The organism is Streptomyces sp. NPDC041124, assembly GCF_055592385.1.
Genome location: NZ_JBVIYR010000004.1, coordinates 451,537 through 467,481 on the forward strand (window position 1 = coordinate 451,537; position 15,945 = coordinate 467,481).

General features: G+C 71.7%; 16 protein-coding genes and 2 pseudogenes. 7 read left to right on the forward strand and 11 right to left on the reverse strand.

Features of this window, described 5'->3' with window-relative positions; all coding sequences use genetic code 11:
- Window positions 1-38: 38 nt before the first annotated feature.
- The 3 genes from ACZ6A9_RS13650 to ACZ6A9_RS13660 form a co-directional block, all read right to left on the reverse strand.
- The gene (locus tag ACZ6A9_RS13650) at window positions 39-509 is read right to left on the reverse strand and encodes a DUF6099 family protein (RefSeq protein ID WP_468984028.1); all 471 of its coding nucleotides are present in this window, start codon (window positions 507-509) and stop codon (window positions 39-41) included.
- A 181-nt stretch (window positions 510-690) separates the two neighbouring features.
- Window positions 691-1,056 (reverse strand): nucleotide pyrophosphohydrolase, encoded by a 366-nt coding sequence (locus tag ACZ6A9_RS13655; RefSeq protein ID WP_468984030.1) that lies wholly within the window; start codon window positions 1,054-1,056, stop codon window positions 691-693.
- Window positions 1,057-1,241: 185 nt separating this feature from the next.
- A complete protein-coding gene (locus ACZ6A9_RS13660; RefSeq protein ID WP_468984033.1) occupies window positions 1,242-1,637 on the reverse strand; it encodes a cell division protein SepF in 396 nt (131 codons plus the stop codon).
- Between the two features lie 183 nt (window positions 1,638-1,820).
- Between ACZ6A9_RS13660 and ACZ6A9_RS13665 the strand changes: the two genes are divergently transcribed.
- Complete coding sequence (locus tag ACZ6A9_RS13665) at window positions 1,821-2,411, forward strand: YdeI/OmpD-associated family protein (protein WP_468984035.1); 591 nt, start codon at window positions 1,821-1,823, stop codon at window positions 2,409-2,411.
- Window positions 2,412-2,422: 11 nt separating this feature from the next.
- Here ACZ6A9_RS13665 and ACZ6A9_RS13670 read toward each other — a convergent pair whose 3' ends face one another.
- The 4 genes from ACZ6A9_RS13670 to ACZ6A9_RS13685 form a co-directional block, all read right to left on the reverse strand.
- On the reverse strand, window positions 2,423-3,913 hold the full coding sequence (locus tag ACZ6A9_RS13670; RefSeq protein WP_468984038.1) for a glycoside hydrolase family 3 protein: 1,491 nt from the start codon (window positions 3,911-3,913) through the stop codon (window positions 2,423-2,425).
- A gap of 9 nt (window positions 3,914-3,922) precedes the next feature.
- Entirely contained in the window at window positions 3,923-4,753 is an 831-nt protein-coding gene (locus tag ACZ6A9_RS13675) for a carbohydrate ABC transporter permease (RefSeq protein ID WP_468984041.1), read from the reverse strand.
- A complete protein-coding gene (locus ACZ6A9_RS13680) occupies window positions 4,750-5,736 on the reverse strand; it encodes a carbohydrate ABC transporter permease (protein ID WP_468984044.1) in 987 nt (328 codons plus the stop codon). Before ACZ6A9_RS13680 ends, ACZ6A9_RS13675 begins: the two co-directional genes overlap by 4 nt.
- Before the next feature lie 88 nt (window positions 5,737-5,824).
- The gene (locus ACZ6A9_RS13685) at window positions 5,825-7,102 is read right to left on the reverse strand and encodes an extracellular solute-binding protein (RefSeq protein WP_468984046.1); all 1,278 of its coding nucleotides are present in this window, start codon (window positions 7,100-7,102) and stop codon (window positions 5,825-5,827) included.
- A 372-nt stretch (window positions 7,103-7,474) separates the two neighbouring features.
- On the opposite strand from ACZ6A9_RS13685, the gene ACZ6A9_RS13690 reads away from it, so the two are divergent.
- Entirely contained in the window at window positions 7,475-8,239 is a 765-nt protein-coding gene (locus tag ACZ6A9_RS13690) for a GntR family transcriptional regulator (RefSeq protein ID WP_468984049.1), read from the forward strand.
- 118 nt (window positions 8,240-8,357) lie between these two features.
- Here ACZ6A9_RS13690 and ACZ6A9_RS13695 read toward each other — a convergent pair whose 3' ends face one another.
- From ACZ6A9_RS13695 to ACZ6A9_RS13710, 4 genes and pseudogenes are all read right to left on the reverse strand, one after another.
- The gene (locus tag ACZ6A9_RS13695; protein ID WP_468984051.1) at window positions 8,358-9,572 is read right to left on the reverse strand and encodes an MFS transporter; all 1,215 of its coding nucleotides are present in this window, start codon (window positions 9,570-9,572) and stop codon (window positions 8,358-8,360) included.
- Window positions 9,573-9,767: 195 nt separating this feature from the next.
- Window positions 9,768-10,067: pseudogene (locus ACZ6A9_RS13700) on the reverse strand (catalase-related domain-containing protein); the annotation flags it as partial.
- Window positions 10,068-10,157: 90 nt separating this feature from the next.
- On the reverse strand, window positions 10,158-11,171 hold the full coding sequence (dmpG, locus tag ACZ6A9_RS13705; protein WP_468984054.1) for a 4-hydroxy-2-oxovalerate aldolase: 1,014 nt from the start codon (window positions 11,169-11,171) through the stop codon (window positions 10,158-10,160).
- Window positions 11,168-11,596 (reverse strand): annotated as a pseudogene (locus ACZ6A9_RS13710) (acetaldehyde dehydrogenase (acetylating)); the annotation flags it as partial. The gene dmpG and the pseudogene ACZ6A9_RS13710, both read right to left, overlap by 4 nt.
- On the opposite strand from ACZ6A9_RS13710, the gene ACZ6A9_RS13715 reads away from it, so the two are divergent.
- The 5 genes from ACZ6A9_RS13715 to ACZ6A9_RS13735 are packed head-to-tail and all read left to right on the forward strand — an operon-like array spanning window position 11,492 to window position 15,915.
- Complete coding sequence (locus tag ACZ6A9_RS13715; protein ID WP_468984056.1) at window positions 11,492-12,223, forward strand: ABC transporter permease; 732 nt, start codon at window positions 11,492-11,494, stop codon at window positions 12,221-12,223. The pseudogene ACZ6A9_RS13710 and the gene ACZ6A9_RS13715 overlap by 105 nt on opposite strands.
- A complete protein-coding gene (locus tag ACZ6A9_RS13720; protein WP_468984059.1) occupies window positions 12,220-13,008 on the forward strand; it encodes an ABC transporter permease in 789 nt (262 codons plus the stop codon). The genes ACZ6A9_RS13715 and ACZ6A9_RS13720 overlap by 4 nt, the downstream gene beginning before the upstream one ends.
- Window positions 13,005-13,808: an ABC transporter ATP-binding protein gene (locus ACZ6A9_RS13725; protein ID WP_468984061.1), complete on the forward strand. Its 804-nt coding sequence runs from the start codon at window positions 13,005-13,007 to the stop codon at window positions 13,806-13,808. Before ACZ6A9_RS13720 ends, ACZ6A9_RS13725 begins: the two co-directional genes overlap by 4 nt.
- A complete protein-coding gene (locus ACZ6A9_RS13730; RefSeq protein ID WP_468984064.1) occupies window positions 13,801-15,000 on the forward strand; it encodes a flavin reductase family protein in 1,200 nt (399 codons plus the stop codon). The genes ACZ6A9_RS13725 and ACZ6A9_RS13730 overlap by 8 nt, the downstream gene beginning before the upstream one ends.
- Before the next feature lie 36 nt (window positions 15,001-15,036).
- Window positions 15,037-15,915 (forward strand): VOC family protein, encoded by an 879-nt coding sequence (locus ACZ6A9_RS13735; RefSeq protein WP_468984066.1) that lies wholly within the window; start codon window positions 15,037-15,039, stop codon window positions 15,913-15,915.
- Window positions 15,916-15,945 lie beyond the last annotated feature (30 nt).

Sequence of the window (15,945 nt, forward strand, 5' to 3'; positions counted from 1 at the left end):
CGCGGGTGCGTCGGTGTTCGGGCGGGAGGCGGGTGTGCTCAGCCGGCCTCCCGCACCGGTAAGGCCGCGTCCCGGTCCGCCAGCCTGCGGAGCATCTCCAGGACGCGGTCCCGGGACTCGTCCGCGGCGTCGATGGCCTCCATGCACTGCCAGTACATCGCCTCGTCGTCCACGGAGCAGGCGATGGCGACCAGGGCGATGCCGACCTCGCCGAGCAGTCCGCCGAGGCACATCAAGGCCTGGCGCGCGTCGCCCAGTTCGGTCAGCTGGGCCGCGCGCAGTTCTCCCGGGGCGAACTCCGGGGAGTCCAGCACGCCGCAGCCGCGCCCCGCGAGCTCGGTCAGCCCCAGTGCTTCTCCGCGCAGTTCGGGTGGGCCGAGGACCGCGAGCCGGCTGCCCATCGCCTGGGCCAGGGCCTGCGCCTGCCATACCTCGGCCAGCTTCTCCGGCACGCCGCCGCTCGCGGCCAGCGCCCTTCTGCTCGTCGCGATGAGCCGCACAGCGTCCATGCGCTGCCCCCGTCTGTCCGACGCGCTGCCCACGCGTCCGCATCCGTTGCACTCGCCTGTTCACTACCCAGAGTGAGGGGACGTGAGACAAAAAGCCAGAGGAAGACCGAAATCTGCGGACAACAATTCGATCGCGACCCACTTTTCGAACACGGAGAGTGAGAACGGAGTCGGTGGCTCCCTACGCGTGGGGCGGCTTCCCGGCCGGGAACCTGAGCTCGTTCCGTTCGATCTTCGCGGCCAGGGCGGCCAGCGGGTCGACGCCGAGGACCTCGCAGAACTGGAGGAGGTAGGCGAGGACGTCGGCCACCTCGTCGGTGACGCGGTGCGCGGTGTCCGGGTCGTCCATGACACGGGCGGACTCCTCGGGCGTCAACCACTGGAAGATCTCGAGGAGTTCGGCGGCCTCCACGCTGAGCGCCGCGACGAGGTTCTTCGGGGTGTGGTACGGCTGCCAGTCGCGGGCGGCCGCGAACTCGGCGAGCCGACGCCGGAGTTCCGTCAGGCCGGGCGGGCGCGGGGTGTCGTCGTCGTGCGGATCGGTCACGGTCCAGGTGTACCACTGTCACGCCGGGGCCTCCGGCGGCCGAGGAGCCGTCGTTCACCGCGCCGGTCGGGCGGACGTGCCCGCGGCCGCACCCCCGCCCCGCCGGGCTGGGGGGGCAGACCACGGCACCCGGTCGCGCGCCTCCGCCCCCGGGCGCCGAGCACCCACCCGGGGCCCGCGGACGGTCAGCCGCCGGGAAGGCCCATTCCCTCCATCAGGCCCGTGACCTCCGTGCCGGACGGGGTCAGCAGGAAGACGTTGCGGTCGACGCGGTGCATTCCGCTGGCCAGGCCGAAGACGACTCCCGTGCTGAAGTCCAGGACGCGTTTGGCGACCTCGGGCTCCGCGCTGGTCAGGTCGAGCAGGACGGGTATGCCGGACATCAGGGTCTCGGCGACGTCGCGGGCGTCCGCGAACACGTTCACGCGCAGGACGACGAAGCGGCGCCGCGCCTCCGTCTCGGCTTCGGGCAGCGCGCGGTGGCCCACCGCGGACGGCCACGCGTCGCGGCCCCGCAGCGGAACGACCTGGGCGAGCCCTTCCCACTGCTCGTCGGTGACGTCGTGGCTGCTCACCGGCATGCTCCATCCCCTGTCGCGCTGGCTGTCTGCATCGGGCAATTCTTACTCATGGTCACCCGATCGGCCGAATACGACACGCTCCGCCATCGCACCGCGCCCGCTCCCGCCCTCCTGGGAGGAGACCCGACTGCCGTACGGTGCGCCCGCGTTGACCCGGTCGTCCCGGGCCTGTTGCATGAGCGCATGGCTGGTGAGGTGAAGGGTGTGACGGGGCCGGTGCGTGCCTTCGCGACGCAGGAGGACTGGGAGGCGTGGCTCGAGGAGCACTACGAGGACGCCGGCGGGGTGTGGGTGAAGATCCCGCGGAAGGGTTCGGGGATCGCCGGTGTCGACTACGCGACGGCGCTGGAGTCCGCGCTGTGCTACGGCTGGATCGACGGGCACAAGAAGGGGCTGGACGACACCCACTGGATCCAGCGCTTCACTCCGCGCCGCCCGCGCAGCAGGTGGTCGGCGGTCAACCGGCAGAAGGCCCTGGACCTGATCGCCCGGGGGCGGATGCGGCCGCCCGGCCTGCGGGAGGTGGAGAGGGCGCAGGCGGACGGCCGCTGGGAGGCCGCGTACGCGAGCCAGAGCAGGGCGACGGTGCCGGACGATCTGCGGGCCGCGCTGGACGCGGTGCCCGGCGCCGCCGACTTCTTCGGCACCCTCGACAGCCGCAACCGGTACGCGATCCTGCACCGGATCGAGGAGGCGAAGCGGCCGGGGACCCGCGCGGCCCGGATCGAGAAGTTCGTCGCGATGCTCGCCGAGGGCAGGAAGATCCATCCCTGACGTCGTGCGGATCAGCCCGCGACGACCGCCTCGGCCGCCGCGACACCGCAGACGCGTGCGGCGCCGTGGGTGGCGATGTGCGGGGCGCCGCGCGGGGCGGACTGCGGCACGCCCATCTCGACCACCACGGTCCGCGGGTCGGCGGCGAGCAGGGTGTCGACGGCCGTGCGCATCCAGGGGTGCCGGTGCTCGTCGCGGACCACGGCGACGACGCGCCGCCCGGCCGCCTCCTTCAGCGCCGCGTCGCCGGCTGCGGGGCCGGTGAAGTGGCCGGTGGTGGTGCCGGGCAGCAGTCGCTCCAGTTCCGCGCCGACGCCCCACGGGGTCTCGTCGCCCACGGCGATGTTCGGGGCCGGGCTGAAGGTGGCCACGTACACCGGCCCGGTGACCGGGGCGGCACCCGCGGCACGGGTGACGGTCACCGCGCGGCGGGCCGCCGCCAGGCCGATCTCCGGCCGGGGGTCGGCGGTCGCCGCCGGGGAGCGCCGTACGCCGGCGGTCCACGCGGCCAGCGCGCGCACCCGGGCGGCCGCGTCGGCGAGCCGCTCCTCCGGGAGTTCACCGGAGCGTACGGCGCTCACCAGTGCGTTCTGCAGGTTCCGCACGGTGTCCTCGTCGCACAGTCCGCCGCCCACGCAGATCGCGTCGGCTCCGGCGGCGATGGCGAGGACGACACCGTGTTCGAGGCCGTAGGTGGCGGAGACGGCGCGCATCTCCATGCCGTCGGTGACGATCAGGCCCTCGTAGCCGAGTTCGCCGCGCAGCAGGTCGGTGAGGATGCGCCGGGAGAGCGTGGCCGGGTGGTCCGGGTCGAGGACCGGCACCCGGATGTGGGCGCTCATGACGGCCCGGGTGCCGGCCGCGATCGCGGCCCGGAACGGCTGGAGTTCGCGCTCGTGCAGCGTGGTGGCGTCGAGGTCGATCTGCGGGAGCGCGTGGTGGGAGTCGACGCTGGTGTCGCCGTGGCCGGGGAAGTGCTTGGTGCAGGCGGCGACGCCGGTGGACTGCAGTCCCTCCACGTACGCGGCGGTGTGCCGGGTGACCAGGGCGGTGTCCCGGCCGAAGGAGCGCACGCCGATCACCGGGTTGTCGGGGTCGGCGTTGACGTCGGCGGAGGGGGCCCAGTTGAGGTTGACCCCGCACGCGGCGAGCCTGCGGCCCAGTTCGCGGGCGACGTCCCGGGTCAGGCCGGTGTCGTCGACCGCGCCGAGGGCGTGGTTGCCGGGGAAGGAGGAACCGGTGCGCACCTCCAGCCGGGTGACGTCGCCGCTCTCCTCGTCGATGGCGACCAGCAGGTCGTCGCGTTCGGTCCGCAGCTGCGCGGTGAGGGCGGTGACCTGCTCGGCGGTGGTGACGTTGCGGCCGAAGAGGGCGACGGAGGCGAGGCCCTCGCCCAGTCGGCGGCGTACCCAGTCGGGCGCGGTGGTGCCGGCGAAGCCCGGCTGGAGCACGGCGAGCGCGTCCCGGGTGAGGGTGTCGGTGCCGGTGGTGAATGTCGTCATCGGGTGGCGTTATCCCTTCACGGCGCCCGCGGTGAGACCGCTGACGGCCCTGCGCTGCAGGAAGACGAAGAGGATCAGGATCGGGACGGCGAAGAGCGACGAGGCGGCCATCGTGGCACCCCAGTCGTTGCCGAACTGGGTCTGGAAGCTGGACAGCCACAGGGGCAGGGTCTGCGCCCCGGCGTCCTTGTTGAGGACCAGCACGAGCGGGAACTCGTTCCAGGCGGTGATGAAGCCGAACATGGAGGTGGACATCAGTCCGGGGGCGAGCAGCGGCAGGATGACCCGGCGGAACGCCTGGGCGCGGGTGCAGCCGTCGACCATCGCCGACTCCTCCAGTTCCTTCGGCACGGCGGCGACGAAGCCGCGCAGCGTGAGGATGGTGAAGGGCAGGATCATCATCATGTAGAAGGCGGTGAGCGGCACCAGGCTGTTCAGCATCGATCCGTCCCGCACGATCATGTAGATCGCGATGACCATGACTTCCCAGGGCGCCATCTGGGCCAGCATGAAGCCGATGACGAAGCCGCGCCGTCCCCTGAACCGCATCCGGGCCAGGGCGAAGGATCCGGCCAGCGCGATGACCAGGGAGAAGAGGACGGCCAGGCAGGTGACGGTCAGCGAGTTGCGGACGTAGGTCCAGAAGTGATCGGCGTCGGTGGCGGTCCGGAAGTGCTCGAACGTGATGTTCGTGGGGAACCAGACCGGGCTCTCGGAGATGATGTCGCCGGTCGGCTTCAGCGCGGTGGCGAACATCCAGTACACGGGGAAGACGCAGACGACGAACACGACGACGGCCGTGGCGTTGAGCCACACGCGGCCGAAGAGCGGGCGCTTCACAGCGCGTCCTCCTCTTGCTTGAGCACGATCCTGAGGTAGTAGGCGGTCAGGCCGAGCATGATCAGGATGGTCAGTACGGCGATCGCCGCGCCCATGCCGTAGTGCTGGTTGCCGACGCCCTCGACGTAGGCGTAGACGGGCAGGATCTCGGTGAGCCGGTCGGGGCCGCCGCCGTTGAAGGTGAAGACCTGGACGAACGCCTTGAAGATCCAGATGATCTCCAGGAACGTCGTGGCGTAGAGGAACGGCCGCAGGAACGGCAGGGTGACCGTGGTGAAGCTGCGCCAGGCGCCGGCGCCGTCGAGGGCGGCGGCCTCGTACAGTTCGCCGGGGATGGTGGTGGTCGCGGCGTAGAGGTTGATCGCGACGAACGGGACGGACATCCAGACGATCAGCAGGGTGACGACGAAGAACGTGGACATCTGGCTGCTGGTCCAGCTGTAGTCGGCCATCGAGTGCCAGCCGAGCTTGTCCAGGACCCAGTTGACGACGCCGAAGCGCTGCGCGAACAGCCACTGGTAGACGGTGGTGGCGGCGACCACGGGCATCGCCCAGGCCAGCACCAGGCCGATCATGAGGGTGAACCTCATCCGTTTGCCGAGGCGGGCGAGCAGGAGACCGGTCAGGGCGCCCAGGACCATGGTCAGGGCGACGTTGACCGCCGTGAACAGGATGGAGCGGAGGGTGACCCGCCAGAAGTCCTCGCCGGTGAGGACCTCCTTGTAGTTGTCGATGCCGTTCCACTCGGTGACGTGCTGGATCAGCTGCGCCATGTTGAGGTTCTGGAACGACAGCAGTACGTCCTTGAGCAGCGGCCAGCCCAGCAGCAGCACGGTGGCCGCGCAGGCGGGCAGCAGCAGGAGGTACGGGGCGAGTGCGCCGGCGCGCGACGCGGCTCTCGGTTTCGGCCTGCCGGGTCCGGTGTCGTCCGCCTTGCGGACGTCAGCCGGGCCGGAGGGCGGCCGTTCGGTCTGCACGGTCATGCTCGCGATCTCTCTTCTCGGCGTGCTCAACGCGGGGCGGGGGCCGTCGCGTCGGTCGGCCCCCGCCCCGGTCGGAGCGCGTGCGCTACTACTGCTGCTGCGCCAGGCGCTTGTTGAACTCGCCCTCGACCTGCTTGGCGGCGTCGGCCGGGGACTTGCCGTTCAGCACGGCGGTCAGGTACGTCTTGATCGGGTTGGGCGCGTTCTCGACCGCGGCCCACTCCGGGATCAGCGGCGTGGTGCCACCGACGGCGGCGGCCGGTGCGGCGGCCTCGGCGGGGGCGTTGCCCTTCAGGTTGCTCTGCAGCGACTCCTTGTTGGGGATGACGCCGTTGAGCTTGGCCAGCTGGCCCTCGAACCGGTCGGAGAGGGCGATCTTCAGGAACTCCTTGGCGAGTTCCTGCTTCTTGCTGCCCGCGGCGACGGCGAGGTTGGAGCCGCCGAGGAAGACGCCCTCGGGCTTGTCGGCCGCGGCACCGGGGATGGTGAAGTAGCCGATGTCCTGCTCGATCTTCGGGTTGGCCTTGATCGCGATGCCGGCTTCCCAGCCCATGCCGATGAACGCGCCGACGTCGCCCTTGGCGAAGACCTCGCCCTGCTGCGGGGTGGCCTCGTCCTTGTCCTTGGGGGCCTTGGAGAGGGCCTGGAACTTCTTGTACGTCTCCGTGGCGGCGGCGACCTTCGGGTCGTCGAGGTTGGAGACGTGCTTGTCGCCGTCCTTCTTGACGAGTTCACCGCCCTCGCCGATCACCAGGCCGACGAAGTGGTACCAGTTCTGCCCGGGCAGGTAGATCGGCTCGGCGTCGGTCTTGTCACCGATGGTCTTGAGTGCGGTGTAGAACTCGTCGCGGGTCTTGGGGGTGTCCTTGAGGCCGGCGTCCGCCCAGACCTTCTTGTTGTAGAGGACGACGCGGTTGGCGAAGTACCAGGGTGCGGCGTACTGCTTGCCCTCGAAGACGGACGACTCGTTGAGCGACTCGGTCCACTCGCCGCCGATCTCGGACTTGAGGTCGGCGAGGTCGGCGAGGCCGCCGGTCTTGGCGTAGGCCGGGGTCTGGGTGTTGCCGATCTCGAAGACGTCCGGCGGGTTCTCCTCGGACAGCGCGGTGGTCAGCTTCTGCTGGATGCCGTTCCACTGCTGGACCTCGAACGTGACCTTCGCCTTGGTCTTCTTCTCGAACTCGGCGGTGAGGTCCTTCTGCCACTGGTCCGGCGACGAGCCGTCCATCACCCACACGGTGAGCGTCTCGCCGGCGTACCCGTCCGCTCCGGCCTTCTTGTCGCCGTCGCCGCTGTCGCCGCCGCACGCTGCGACGGAGAACATCATGCCCGCGACCCCGATCGCGGCTATCAGCTTGCGCTTCACGCGCCACCCCTCCTCAGGAATGCCTTCCACACCCACGCCCTCGGCGGTGACCCTGACAACGGCGCAACGGCTCGGGGGGCTGGGACCCGGCTTCCTCTAAATGGTTTAGACCAGCAAGGGGAGCTTGGCCTAGACCTATGGCTCTGTCAAGGGTCGTGGATTCACGCCTGGATAACGGCTCGGCAACCCCTGGCGGGCCGTAGAACTCCACCCAAACGGGTACGGGTTGAGGTTTGGACTAGACCAAAGCGAGAGCTCACCGTTATAACGGGACCGCCGAGCGTGCGGCGCCGAACCCGGCCGTCCGCCGACGTGCACCGCGGTCGGCTCCCCGCCGTCCGCGGGCCGGACACCGCAGCCGGAAGGCAGGTCATGAGCACCGACGTCATCAGCGCCCGGGCCGGAACGGGGGCACAGGACCCTATCGGCCGCGTTCCGAAGTACTACCGCATCAAGCAGCGGTTACTGCAGATGACCGACGAGCGCGCGCCGGGCGCCCCGATGCCGGCCGAACGCCTGCTCGCCGTGGAGTTCCGCACCTCCCGCACCACGGTCCGCAGGGCGCTGCAGGAACTGGTGAGCGAGGGCCGGCTGGACCGCATCCAGGGCCGGGGCACCTTCGTCGCCCGCCCGAAGGTCTACCGGACGCTCCAGCTCACCTCGTACACCGAGGACATGCGGGCGCAGGGACTCAACCCGGCCTCGCGGGTGCTGGACATCGGTTACGTCCCCGCCGACGCGGAACTGGCGGCCCTGCTGGAGGTGGCGCCCCAGGACAGGGTGCTGCGCATCGAGCGGCTGCGGCTGGCCGGCGGGGAGCCGATGGCGATCGAGGCGACCCACCTGTCCGCCCGCCGCTTCCCCCGTCTGCGCCGCAACCTCTCCCGCTGCACCTCGCTGTACACCACCCTCGCCGAGGTGTACGGGGTGCGGCCGGCGGAGGCCGAGGAGACGATCGAGACCTCGCCGGCGACCCCACGGGAGGCCGGACTGCTCGGCACGGACGTGGGACTGCCGATGCTGCTGCTGTCCCGCCACGCGCGGGACGAGACGGGGACCCCGGTGGAGTGGGTCCGCTCCGTGTACCGCGGCTCCCGCTACAAGTTCACGGCGACCCTGACCCGCCCGACCCCCTGACCGGGGTCTCTTCCCGCGACTCCCGCAGCCAGGAGGTGGTCGGCGTCTGGTGCTGGTGCCGGTGGCGGTGGGCACCGGCACGCACTGCCGGCGTGAGCTGTCCTCCCAGCCGTGCCGTTCAGGCCCGCCGGGGCCGCAGGACGGGGACGAGCAGGATGACGAGGAGCCCGGCGAGGGGCACCACGAGCAGGCCCGCGCGCAGACTCGTGGCATCGGCGACGAGACCGACGACCGGCGGGGAGCACAGGAAGCCCAGGCGCATCAGCCAGGAGACGATGGTGAGCCCCGATCCCGGCTTGAGGCCGGGCAGTTCGTCGGCTTCGTGCATCGCCGCCGGTACGAGGGTGGCCACGCCGAACCCGGCGGCGGCGAAGCCGAGGATCGTGCCCGGGACCGTCGGCACGGCCAGCGCCAGGCCCATGCCGGCCAGCACGATGAACCCGCCGGCGCGCGCCACCCGCCGCTGCCCGAACCGGTCGACGAGCCGGTCGCCCATCAGGCGGCCGACGAACTGCGCCCCGACCAGGGCGATGAACCCGCAGGCCGCCAGCGTCACCGAGGCGTCCAGCGACTCGGAAAGGTACAGCGTGGCCCAGGAGTTGCCCGCGTCCTCGACGAGGGTGCCCGCGGTGGCGATGAGGACGAGGGCGGCCAGCACGTACGCGGTGCGCCGGGACCCCGTCCCCGTCTCCCCGCGCCGTCCCGGGCCGACCTCCTCGCCGCCCTCCTGCTCCGCGGCCGGCTCGCTCTCGGGGCCGGGCAGGCAGGAGCGCAGCGCCACGCAGGCGGCGACGCCGAACAGCACGCCGGAGATGAGCAGGTGCTGTCCCCGGGGGAGGTCGAGGGCGATGGCCCCCGCGGCCATGGCGCCGCCGGTGACGGCACCGATGGACCAGACGGCGTGGAGGGAGTTGATGATGCTGCGCCCGTAGCGGCGCTGCACCCGCAGGGCGTGGGCGTTCTGCGCGACGTCCGTGATCGCGTCCATGGCGCCGGCCAGGAAGAGCGCCGCCGCGAACAGGGCCACCGAGCCGGCGAGACCCGCCGCCAGTACCGCGGCGCCCGTCAGCAGGGTGCCGAGGACGGCCACGCGCGCCGACCCCAGTCTGCGCACCAGGACCCCCGCGGCGAGGCCGGCGACGATGGCGCCGGTCGGGAACGCCGCGACGGCGAGGCCGTAGGCGGCGTTGCCGATGCCGAGGTCGTCCTTGATCTGCGGGTAGCGCGGCAGCAGGTTGGCGAACAGGGCGCCGTTGGTGAGGAACAGCACCGCCACGGCCGCGCGGGCCTGCCGGTCGGCCCGGGTCGGCCGCCGCACTACGTCGATCGTCATGCCGGGAGCCTACCCCTGGAGCGTACGTTCGTACATTCCGGAGCGGGCCCGGGGACCGACGGCCCCGCGCGGCGATCCGCCCGGGCGCACGCACCGCGGGCGATCCCAAAACCGCGGCGCCGGGGCGGGGCGCCTACGGCCGGCCGGTCCTCGCGGCCGGCCCGGAGCACCCCAGGGCCGAGGTCCTCACCCTGGTCACCGGCTTCGGCACGGACGGCAAGGTCCCTCGTGGGCCTTGGCCCGCACCCCGTCGGTGATGCGCTTGCCGATGTTCTCGTCGATGGTGGACCAGTAGGTGAAGGCCCGCTCGAGGACGGGTTCGGTGACACCGTTGAGCAGGTGCCCCACGACGTTCCCGGCCAGGCGGTCGCGGGCCGCGTCGTCCACCACCTCGCGCACCAGGGCGCCGGGCTGCCCCCGGTCGTCGCCCTCCGGGTGGGACACATGGGCGGCGCGGGTGATCTCCCCGTCGGCCTCCCAACTGGGCGGGCTGCCGCCGGCGGTGCCCTCGGATGCGGCCTCCGAGTGGCAGACCCGCGCCCCCCGGCCAGTGCGGAGGACGGGGGGCGGAGGGCTTCGTGCCGGTCAGGTGGTGCGGGCCGCGGCGAGATCGAGGGCGATGTCGGTGATCATGTCCTCCTGGCCGCCGACCATTTTGCGGCGGCCGACCTCGACGAGGATCGCGCGGGTGTCCAGGCCGTGGCGGGTCGCCGCGGCTTCGGCGTGGCGCAGGAAGCTGGAGTAGACGCCGGCGTAGCCGAGGGTGAGGGTTTCGCGGTCGACGCGGACCTCGCGGTCCTGGAGGGGGCGGACCAGGCCGTCGGCGGCGTCCATGAGGGGGAACAGGTCGCAGCCGTGGTCCCAGTCCATGAGGTCGGCGACCGCGATGAAGGCTTCCAGGGGGCAGTTGCCCGCTCCGGCGCCCTGGCCGGCGAGGGAGGCGTCGACGCGGGTGACGCCGTGTTCGACGGCGACGACCGAGTTGGCGACGCCGAGGGCGAGGTTGTGGTGGGCGTGGATGCCGAGTTCCGTGGCCGGATCGAGGACGTCGCGGTAGGCGCGGACGCGGTCGCGGACGCCGTCCATGGTGAGGCGGCCGCCGGAGTCGGTGACGTAGACGCACCCGGCGCCGTAGGACTCCATCAGCTTGGCCTGGCGGGCGAGTTCGGCGGGTTCGGCCATGTGGGACATCATCAGGAACCCGGCCACGTCCATGCCCAGGTCGCGGGCGGCGGCGATGTGCTGGGCGGAGATGTCGGCCTCGGTGCAGTGGGTGGCCACCCGGACGGAGCGGATGCCGAGGGCGTGGGCCTGCCGCAGATCGTGCAGGGTGCCGATGCCGGGAAGCAGGAGCGTGGTGGGGACGGCGTGGGTGACGGCGTCGACGACGGCTTCGATCCATTCCCAGTCGGTGTGGGCGCCGACACCGTAGGTGATGCTGGAACCGGACAGGCCGTCACCGTGGGCGATCTCGATCGCGGCGACCCCGGCGGCGTCGAGGGCGGCGGCGATGGTGCGGGCCTGCTCCACGGTGTAGCGGTGGCGGACGGCGTGCATGCCGTCCCGCAGGGTCACGTCCTGGACGTAGAGAGAGGTCATCGGGATGCCACCTCCGTGGCGCGGTGTGCGGCCATGCGTTCGGCGGTGCGCAGGGCGGCCGAGGTCATGATGTCGAGGTTGCCGGCGTAGGCCGGCAGGTAGTGGGCGGCGCCCTCCACCTCCAGGAAGACGGACACCTTCGCCGCCTCACCGGTCCGCGATGCCGCGGGCAGCAGGGTGCGCAGCGGGTCGTCGGTGGTGACGCGGTCGAACTGCACCTTCTGCTTGAGGCGGTAGCCGGGCACGTAGGCCTGGACGCGGGCGGCCATCTCCTCGACGGAGGCGGTGACCGCGGCATCGTCGCAGTCGCCGACCAGGCAGTGCACCGTGTCCCGCATGATCAGCGGGGGCTCGGCCGGGTTGAGGACGATGATGGCCTTGCCCCGGGCCGCACCGCCGACCTGTTCGATGGCCGAGGAGGTCGTACCGGCGCCTACTGGTCGAACATCGCCACGTCGGTCGAGACCGCCCTGCTGGGCCTGGCCCTGGCCGTCCTGGTCGGCCTGCCCGTAGGCCTGCTGATCGGCGCCAACGAGCACGTCCGGCGCAGCACCCAGCTGGTCCTCGACTTCGGCCGGACGGTGCCCGCGATCGCGCTGCTGCCCCTGTTCCTGCTGCTGTTCGGCGCGACCCGCGATCTCGGCCTGGTCCTGATCCTGGTGTCGGCCGTCTGGCCGGTCATCATCCAGACCTCCTACGCGGTCGGCGAGATCTCGCCCCAGCTGCGCCGGGTGGGACGGGCGTACCACCTCTCCCGGTGGCACCGGCTGCGCTACCTGATCGCGCCGTCGATGCTCCCCTTCGTCTTCGTCGGCCTGCGGATCGCCGCGACGATCTCGCTGCTGATGGCGATCAGTTCGGAGTTCCTCGGCGGCTCCGACGGTCTCGGCTACGTACTGCTGCAGGCGATGCAGATCAACGACACCCACCGGGCGTTCGTCTACGCGTTCACCGCGGCGATCCTCGGCCTGGTGCTGAACCTGGTCTTCGTGCTGCTCCAGCGCCGCGTGCTGTGGTGGCACCCCTCGGTCCGCAAGGGAGGTGCCGCGTGAAGGGGACACTGAGGTTCGCCACGGCCGTCGCACGGGAACTGTGGCTCCCGGTGCTGCTGGTCGCCGCCTGGTGGTGGCTCAGTGCCGGCAGCACCTCGATCTACTGGCCGGCGCTGTCGGAGATCACCGACCGCTTCGCCGACCTGTGGTTCTTCGACCACCTCGGCGAGGACGCGCTGCCGAGCCTGATCCGGCTGGTCTCCGGGTTCGGGATCGGGTTCGTCGCCGCCGTGGCGCTCGGCCTGCTGCTCGGGTCGCTGCCCGCGCTGGAGGACGCGACCCGGCCGCTGGTGGAGTTCATGCGGGCACTGCCCAGCGTGGCGCTGCTGCCGATCATGATGCTGCTGCTCGGCACCGACGACGACATGAAGGTGATCACCATCGCCTTCGTCTCCACCTGGCCGATCCTGCTCAACACCGTCGAGGGCGTCCGCTCCGTCGACCCGGTCCTGCGCCAGGTCGCGGCCGGCTACCGGCTGAGCACCTGGCACCGGATCCGCTACCTCGTCGTCCCGGCCGCCCTGCCCCAGGTCTTCGCCGGTGCCCGGGTGGCGCTGTCGATGTCGGTCGTGGCGATGGTGCTCACCGAGATGGTCGGCAACCCCGGCGGACTGGGCTACTTCGTCCTGAACGCGCAGCGCACGTTCGACATCGTCGCGATGTGGACCGGCCTGATCGTCCTGGGCCTGATCGGTTACGCGGCGAACAAGGCGTTCGGCCTCGTCGAGGCCCGGGTGCTGGCCTGGCACCGCGGCTACACCAAGCAGAAGGAGGACCAGCGTTGAAGACGCAGACCACCCTGGACAAGGGACGGCCGGACGGCGGTGCCTCCGACCCGATCATGCGGATCACAGGCCTGGGCCACAGCTACGGCGAACGCCAGGTTCTGAAGGGCCTCGACTTCGAGGTCGGCCGCGGCGAGCTGATGTGCATCGTGGGCCCCTCGGGCGTCGGCAAGACCACGCTCCTGGAGTGCCTGACCGGGCTGCGCCGCCCCAGCGAGGGCGAGGTGCTGTTCGACGGCGAGCGGATCGAGGCGCCGCCGCGCGGGCTGGCCATCGTCTTCCAGGACTACAGCCGCTCGCTGATGCCGTGGCTGAGCGTCCTGGACAACGTGGTGCTGCCGCTGCGTTCGGCGGGCGTGGGCAAGGCGGAGCGGGAGACGACCGCCCGGGAGGCGCTGGCGGAGGTGGGTCTGTCGGACTTCACCGGCCACTACCCCTGGCAGCTCTCCGGCGGCATGCAGCAGCGGGTCGCGATCGCGCGGGCGCTGGCCTACCGGCCGGCCGTGGTGGTCATGGACGAGCCGTTCGCCTCGGTGGACGCCCAGACGCGGGCGGACCTGGAGGACCTGCTGCTGCGGGTGCGCGAGCACCTCGGCATCACGGTGCTGCTGGTCACCCACGACATCGACGAGGCCGTCTACCTCTCCGACCGGGTGCTGGCCCTCGGCGGCAAGCCCGCCGGTATCCGCAGTCTGCTCACGGTCGACCTGCCCGCCCCGCGCGAGCAGGTCGCCACCAAGGCGCTGCCGCGGTTCGCCGAACTGCGCAGCCAGGTCTACAGGTTGATTCGCGATGTCTGAGACGACCACGGGCGCGGCCTTGACCGCGATCGACCCGCACACGTTCCGCGAGGCGCTGGGGCACCACCCGACCGGGGTGGCCCTGGTGACCGCGACCCTCGACAGCGGCGAGCACATCGGGATGGTGGTCGGCACCTTCAACTCCGTGTCGCTCGACCCGCCGCTCGTCTCGTTCATGCCGGACCGCACCTCCGGCACCTTCGCCCGGCTGCGGGAGGCGGACACCTTCTGCGTCAACGTCCTCGCCGCCGACCAGGCGGACCTCGTCACGGGCTGGCGCGGCCCGGAGTCCTTCGCCGGCGTGGAGTGGCGGCCGTCGCCGTCCGGTGCGCCGATCCTGCGGGACTCGGTCGCCTGGGTCGACTGCGCCTACCACCAGCTGGTCGACGCCGGTGACCACTACATCGCGCTCGGCGAGGTCCGCGCGCTCGAGGTGCAGCGGCCGACCTCTCCGCTGCTGTTCTTCCAGGGCGGCTTCGGCGGCTTCGCGCCGTCGTCGTTCCTGGTGCCCGGCGAGCACGACCTGATCAGGGCCGCCCGGCTCAGCGAGGTGGCGATGGAGCCGCTGGCCGCGCTGGCCGCCGAGGAGTCGGCCGATGTGTCGCTGCTGGCGTCGATCGGCGACCACGACGTGGTGATCGGCACCGAGCGGGGCTCGGCGACGCCCACCTACTTCGAGATCGGTCTGCGGCTGCCGCACCTGCCGCCCATCGGCGCGGTGCACCTCGACCCCGACGACGGGGCGGGCCTGGCCCGCTGGCTCGACCGGCTGCCCCGCAAGGACGAGGACGCGCGCAGGCGCTGCCTGGAGATCGCGGAGCGGGTCGCCGCCCAGGGCCACTCGCTCTGCCTGGTCGGCCACACCCCGGACCCCGACACCTGGCAGGACGTCACCCGCTACATCCACGGGGATCCGACCCCGCGGCGCCGGCGTCAGGTGCTCACCATGCACCTGGACCACCTCGACTGCTACGAGCCGGACCTGCGCCCGGACGGCACCTACGACGTCCGTTCGATCACCGTGGCGGTGCCGATGACCGGCACGCCGCGGATGGCGGTCCGGATGTCGTTCCCGCCGGCCGGGGCCGACGGCGCGACCGTCGAACGGTGGACCGCGCAGGTGCGCGACCGGGCGGCCGAGGTCGCCGACCTGATCCAGATCCGCTTCGGCCAGGACCGCGTGCTCGGCTGAGCCGGGCCGCACCGCACGACGTTACGAAGGAGAGACATGACCGCCCGCGTCACCGCCCTGGGATACCTGCAGTTCACGGCCACCGACCTCGACCAGTGGGAGGAGTTCGGGCAGCGCGTGCTGGGGCTGATGGCCGACCGTCGCGGTGACGACCGCCTGCTGTTCCGCATCGACGAGAAGGCCTACCGGCTCGAGGTGCGCCCCGGTGGGCGGGGCGGGGTCAGCGCGGTCGGCTGGGAGACCAGGGGCCCCGCCGAGCTGGCCGAACTCGAGGAACGGCTGGTCGCCGCCGGGTACGAGGTCACCCGTCCGGGCGAGGCCGTCGCCCGGGAGCGGATGGTCTCGGACCTGATCCGCTTCCGCGACCCGGACGACTGCTACGACCACGAGATCTTCTGGGGTCTGAGCACCTCCGCGCAGCGGTTCGCCTCCCCGATCGGTGCGGAGTTCGTCGCCGGCGCCGAGGGTGTGGGGCACGTGCTCCAGGTCGTCTCCGACCGGGCCCGCTACGAGTCGCTCTTCCTCGACGTGCTGGGCTTCCGGCTGTCCGACCACATCGACCTCGCCCCGGGCCTCACGGCGACGTTCACCCACTGCAACCCCCGCCACCACTCCTTCGCCTTCACCCCGAAGGTGGAGGGCCGTCCGCTGGGCGTGGGCCACTTCATGCTCGAGGTCACCGACCTGGACGTGATCGGCCGGGCCATCGAGCACGTCGAGGACGAGCCGCACCGGCTGCTGAAGACGTTCGGCCGGCACAGCAACGACCGGATGACCAGCTTCTACCTGCTGACCCCGTCCGAGGTGGGGCTGGAGTTCGGCACCGGCGGCATCAAGATCGACGACGCGACCTGGACCCCCACGCGCTACGACACCGCGCACCTGTGGGGCCACCACTCCGTCGACCACCACTGACCGGCCGGGCACCCCCGACCCCACCGCCCC

What these genes read in the sequence shown, in the direction of transcription:
- ACZ6A9_RS13735 (WP_468984066.1), top strand. Translation starts at nt 15,037, where the DNA reads ATGACCGCCCGCGTCACCGCCCTGGGATACCTGCAGTTCACGGCCACC.
- ACZ6A9_RS13690 (WP_468984049.1), top strand. Translation starts at nt 7,475, where the DNA reads ATGAGCACCGACGTCATCAGCGCCCGGGCCGGAACGGGGGCACAGGAC.
- ACZ6A9_RS13680 (WP_468984044.1), bottom strand. Translation starts at nt 5,736, where the DNA reads ATGACCGTGCAGACCGAACGGCCGCCCTCCGGCCCGGCTGACGTCCGC.
- dmpG (WP_468984054.1), bottom strand. Translation starts at nt 11,171, where the DNA reads ATGACCTCTCTCTACGTCCAGGACGTGACCCTGCGGGACGGCATGCAC.
- ACZ6A9_RS13670 (WP_468984038.1), bottom strand. Translation starts at nt 3,913, where the DNA reads ATGACGACATTCACCACCGGCACCGACACCCTCACCCGGGACGCGCTC.
- ACZ6A9_RS13650 (WP_468984028.1), bottom strand. Translation starts at nt 509, where the DNA reads ATGGACGCTGTGCGGCTCATCGCGACGAGCAGAAGGGCGCTGGCCGCG.
- ACZ6A9_RS13730 (WP_468984064.1), top strand. Translation starts at nt 13,801, where the DNA reads ATGTCTGAGACGACCACGGGCGCGGCCTTGACCGCGATCGACCCGCAC.
- ACZ6A9_RS13660 (WP_468984033.1), bottom strand. Translation starts at nt 1,637, where the DNA reads ATGCCGGTGAGCAGCCACGACGTCACCGACGAGCAGTGGGAAGGGCTC.
- ACZ6A9_RS13665 (WP_468984035.1), top strand. Translation starts at nt 1,821, where the DNA reads ATGGCTGGTGAGGTGAAGGGTGTGACGGGGCCGGTGCGTGCCTTCGCG.
- ACZ6A9_RS13695 (WP_468984051.1), bottom strand. Translation starts at nt 9,572, where the DNA reads ATGACGATCGACGTAGTGCGGCGGCCGACCCGGGCCGACCGGCAGGCC.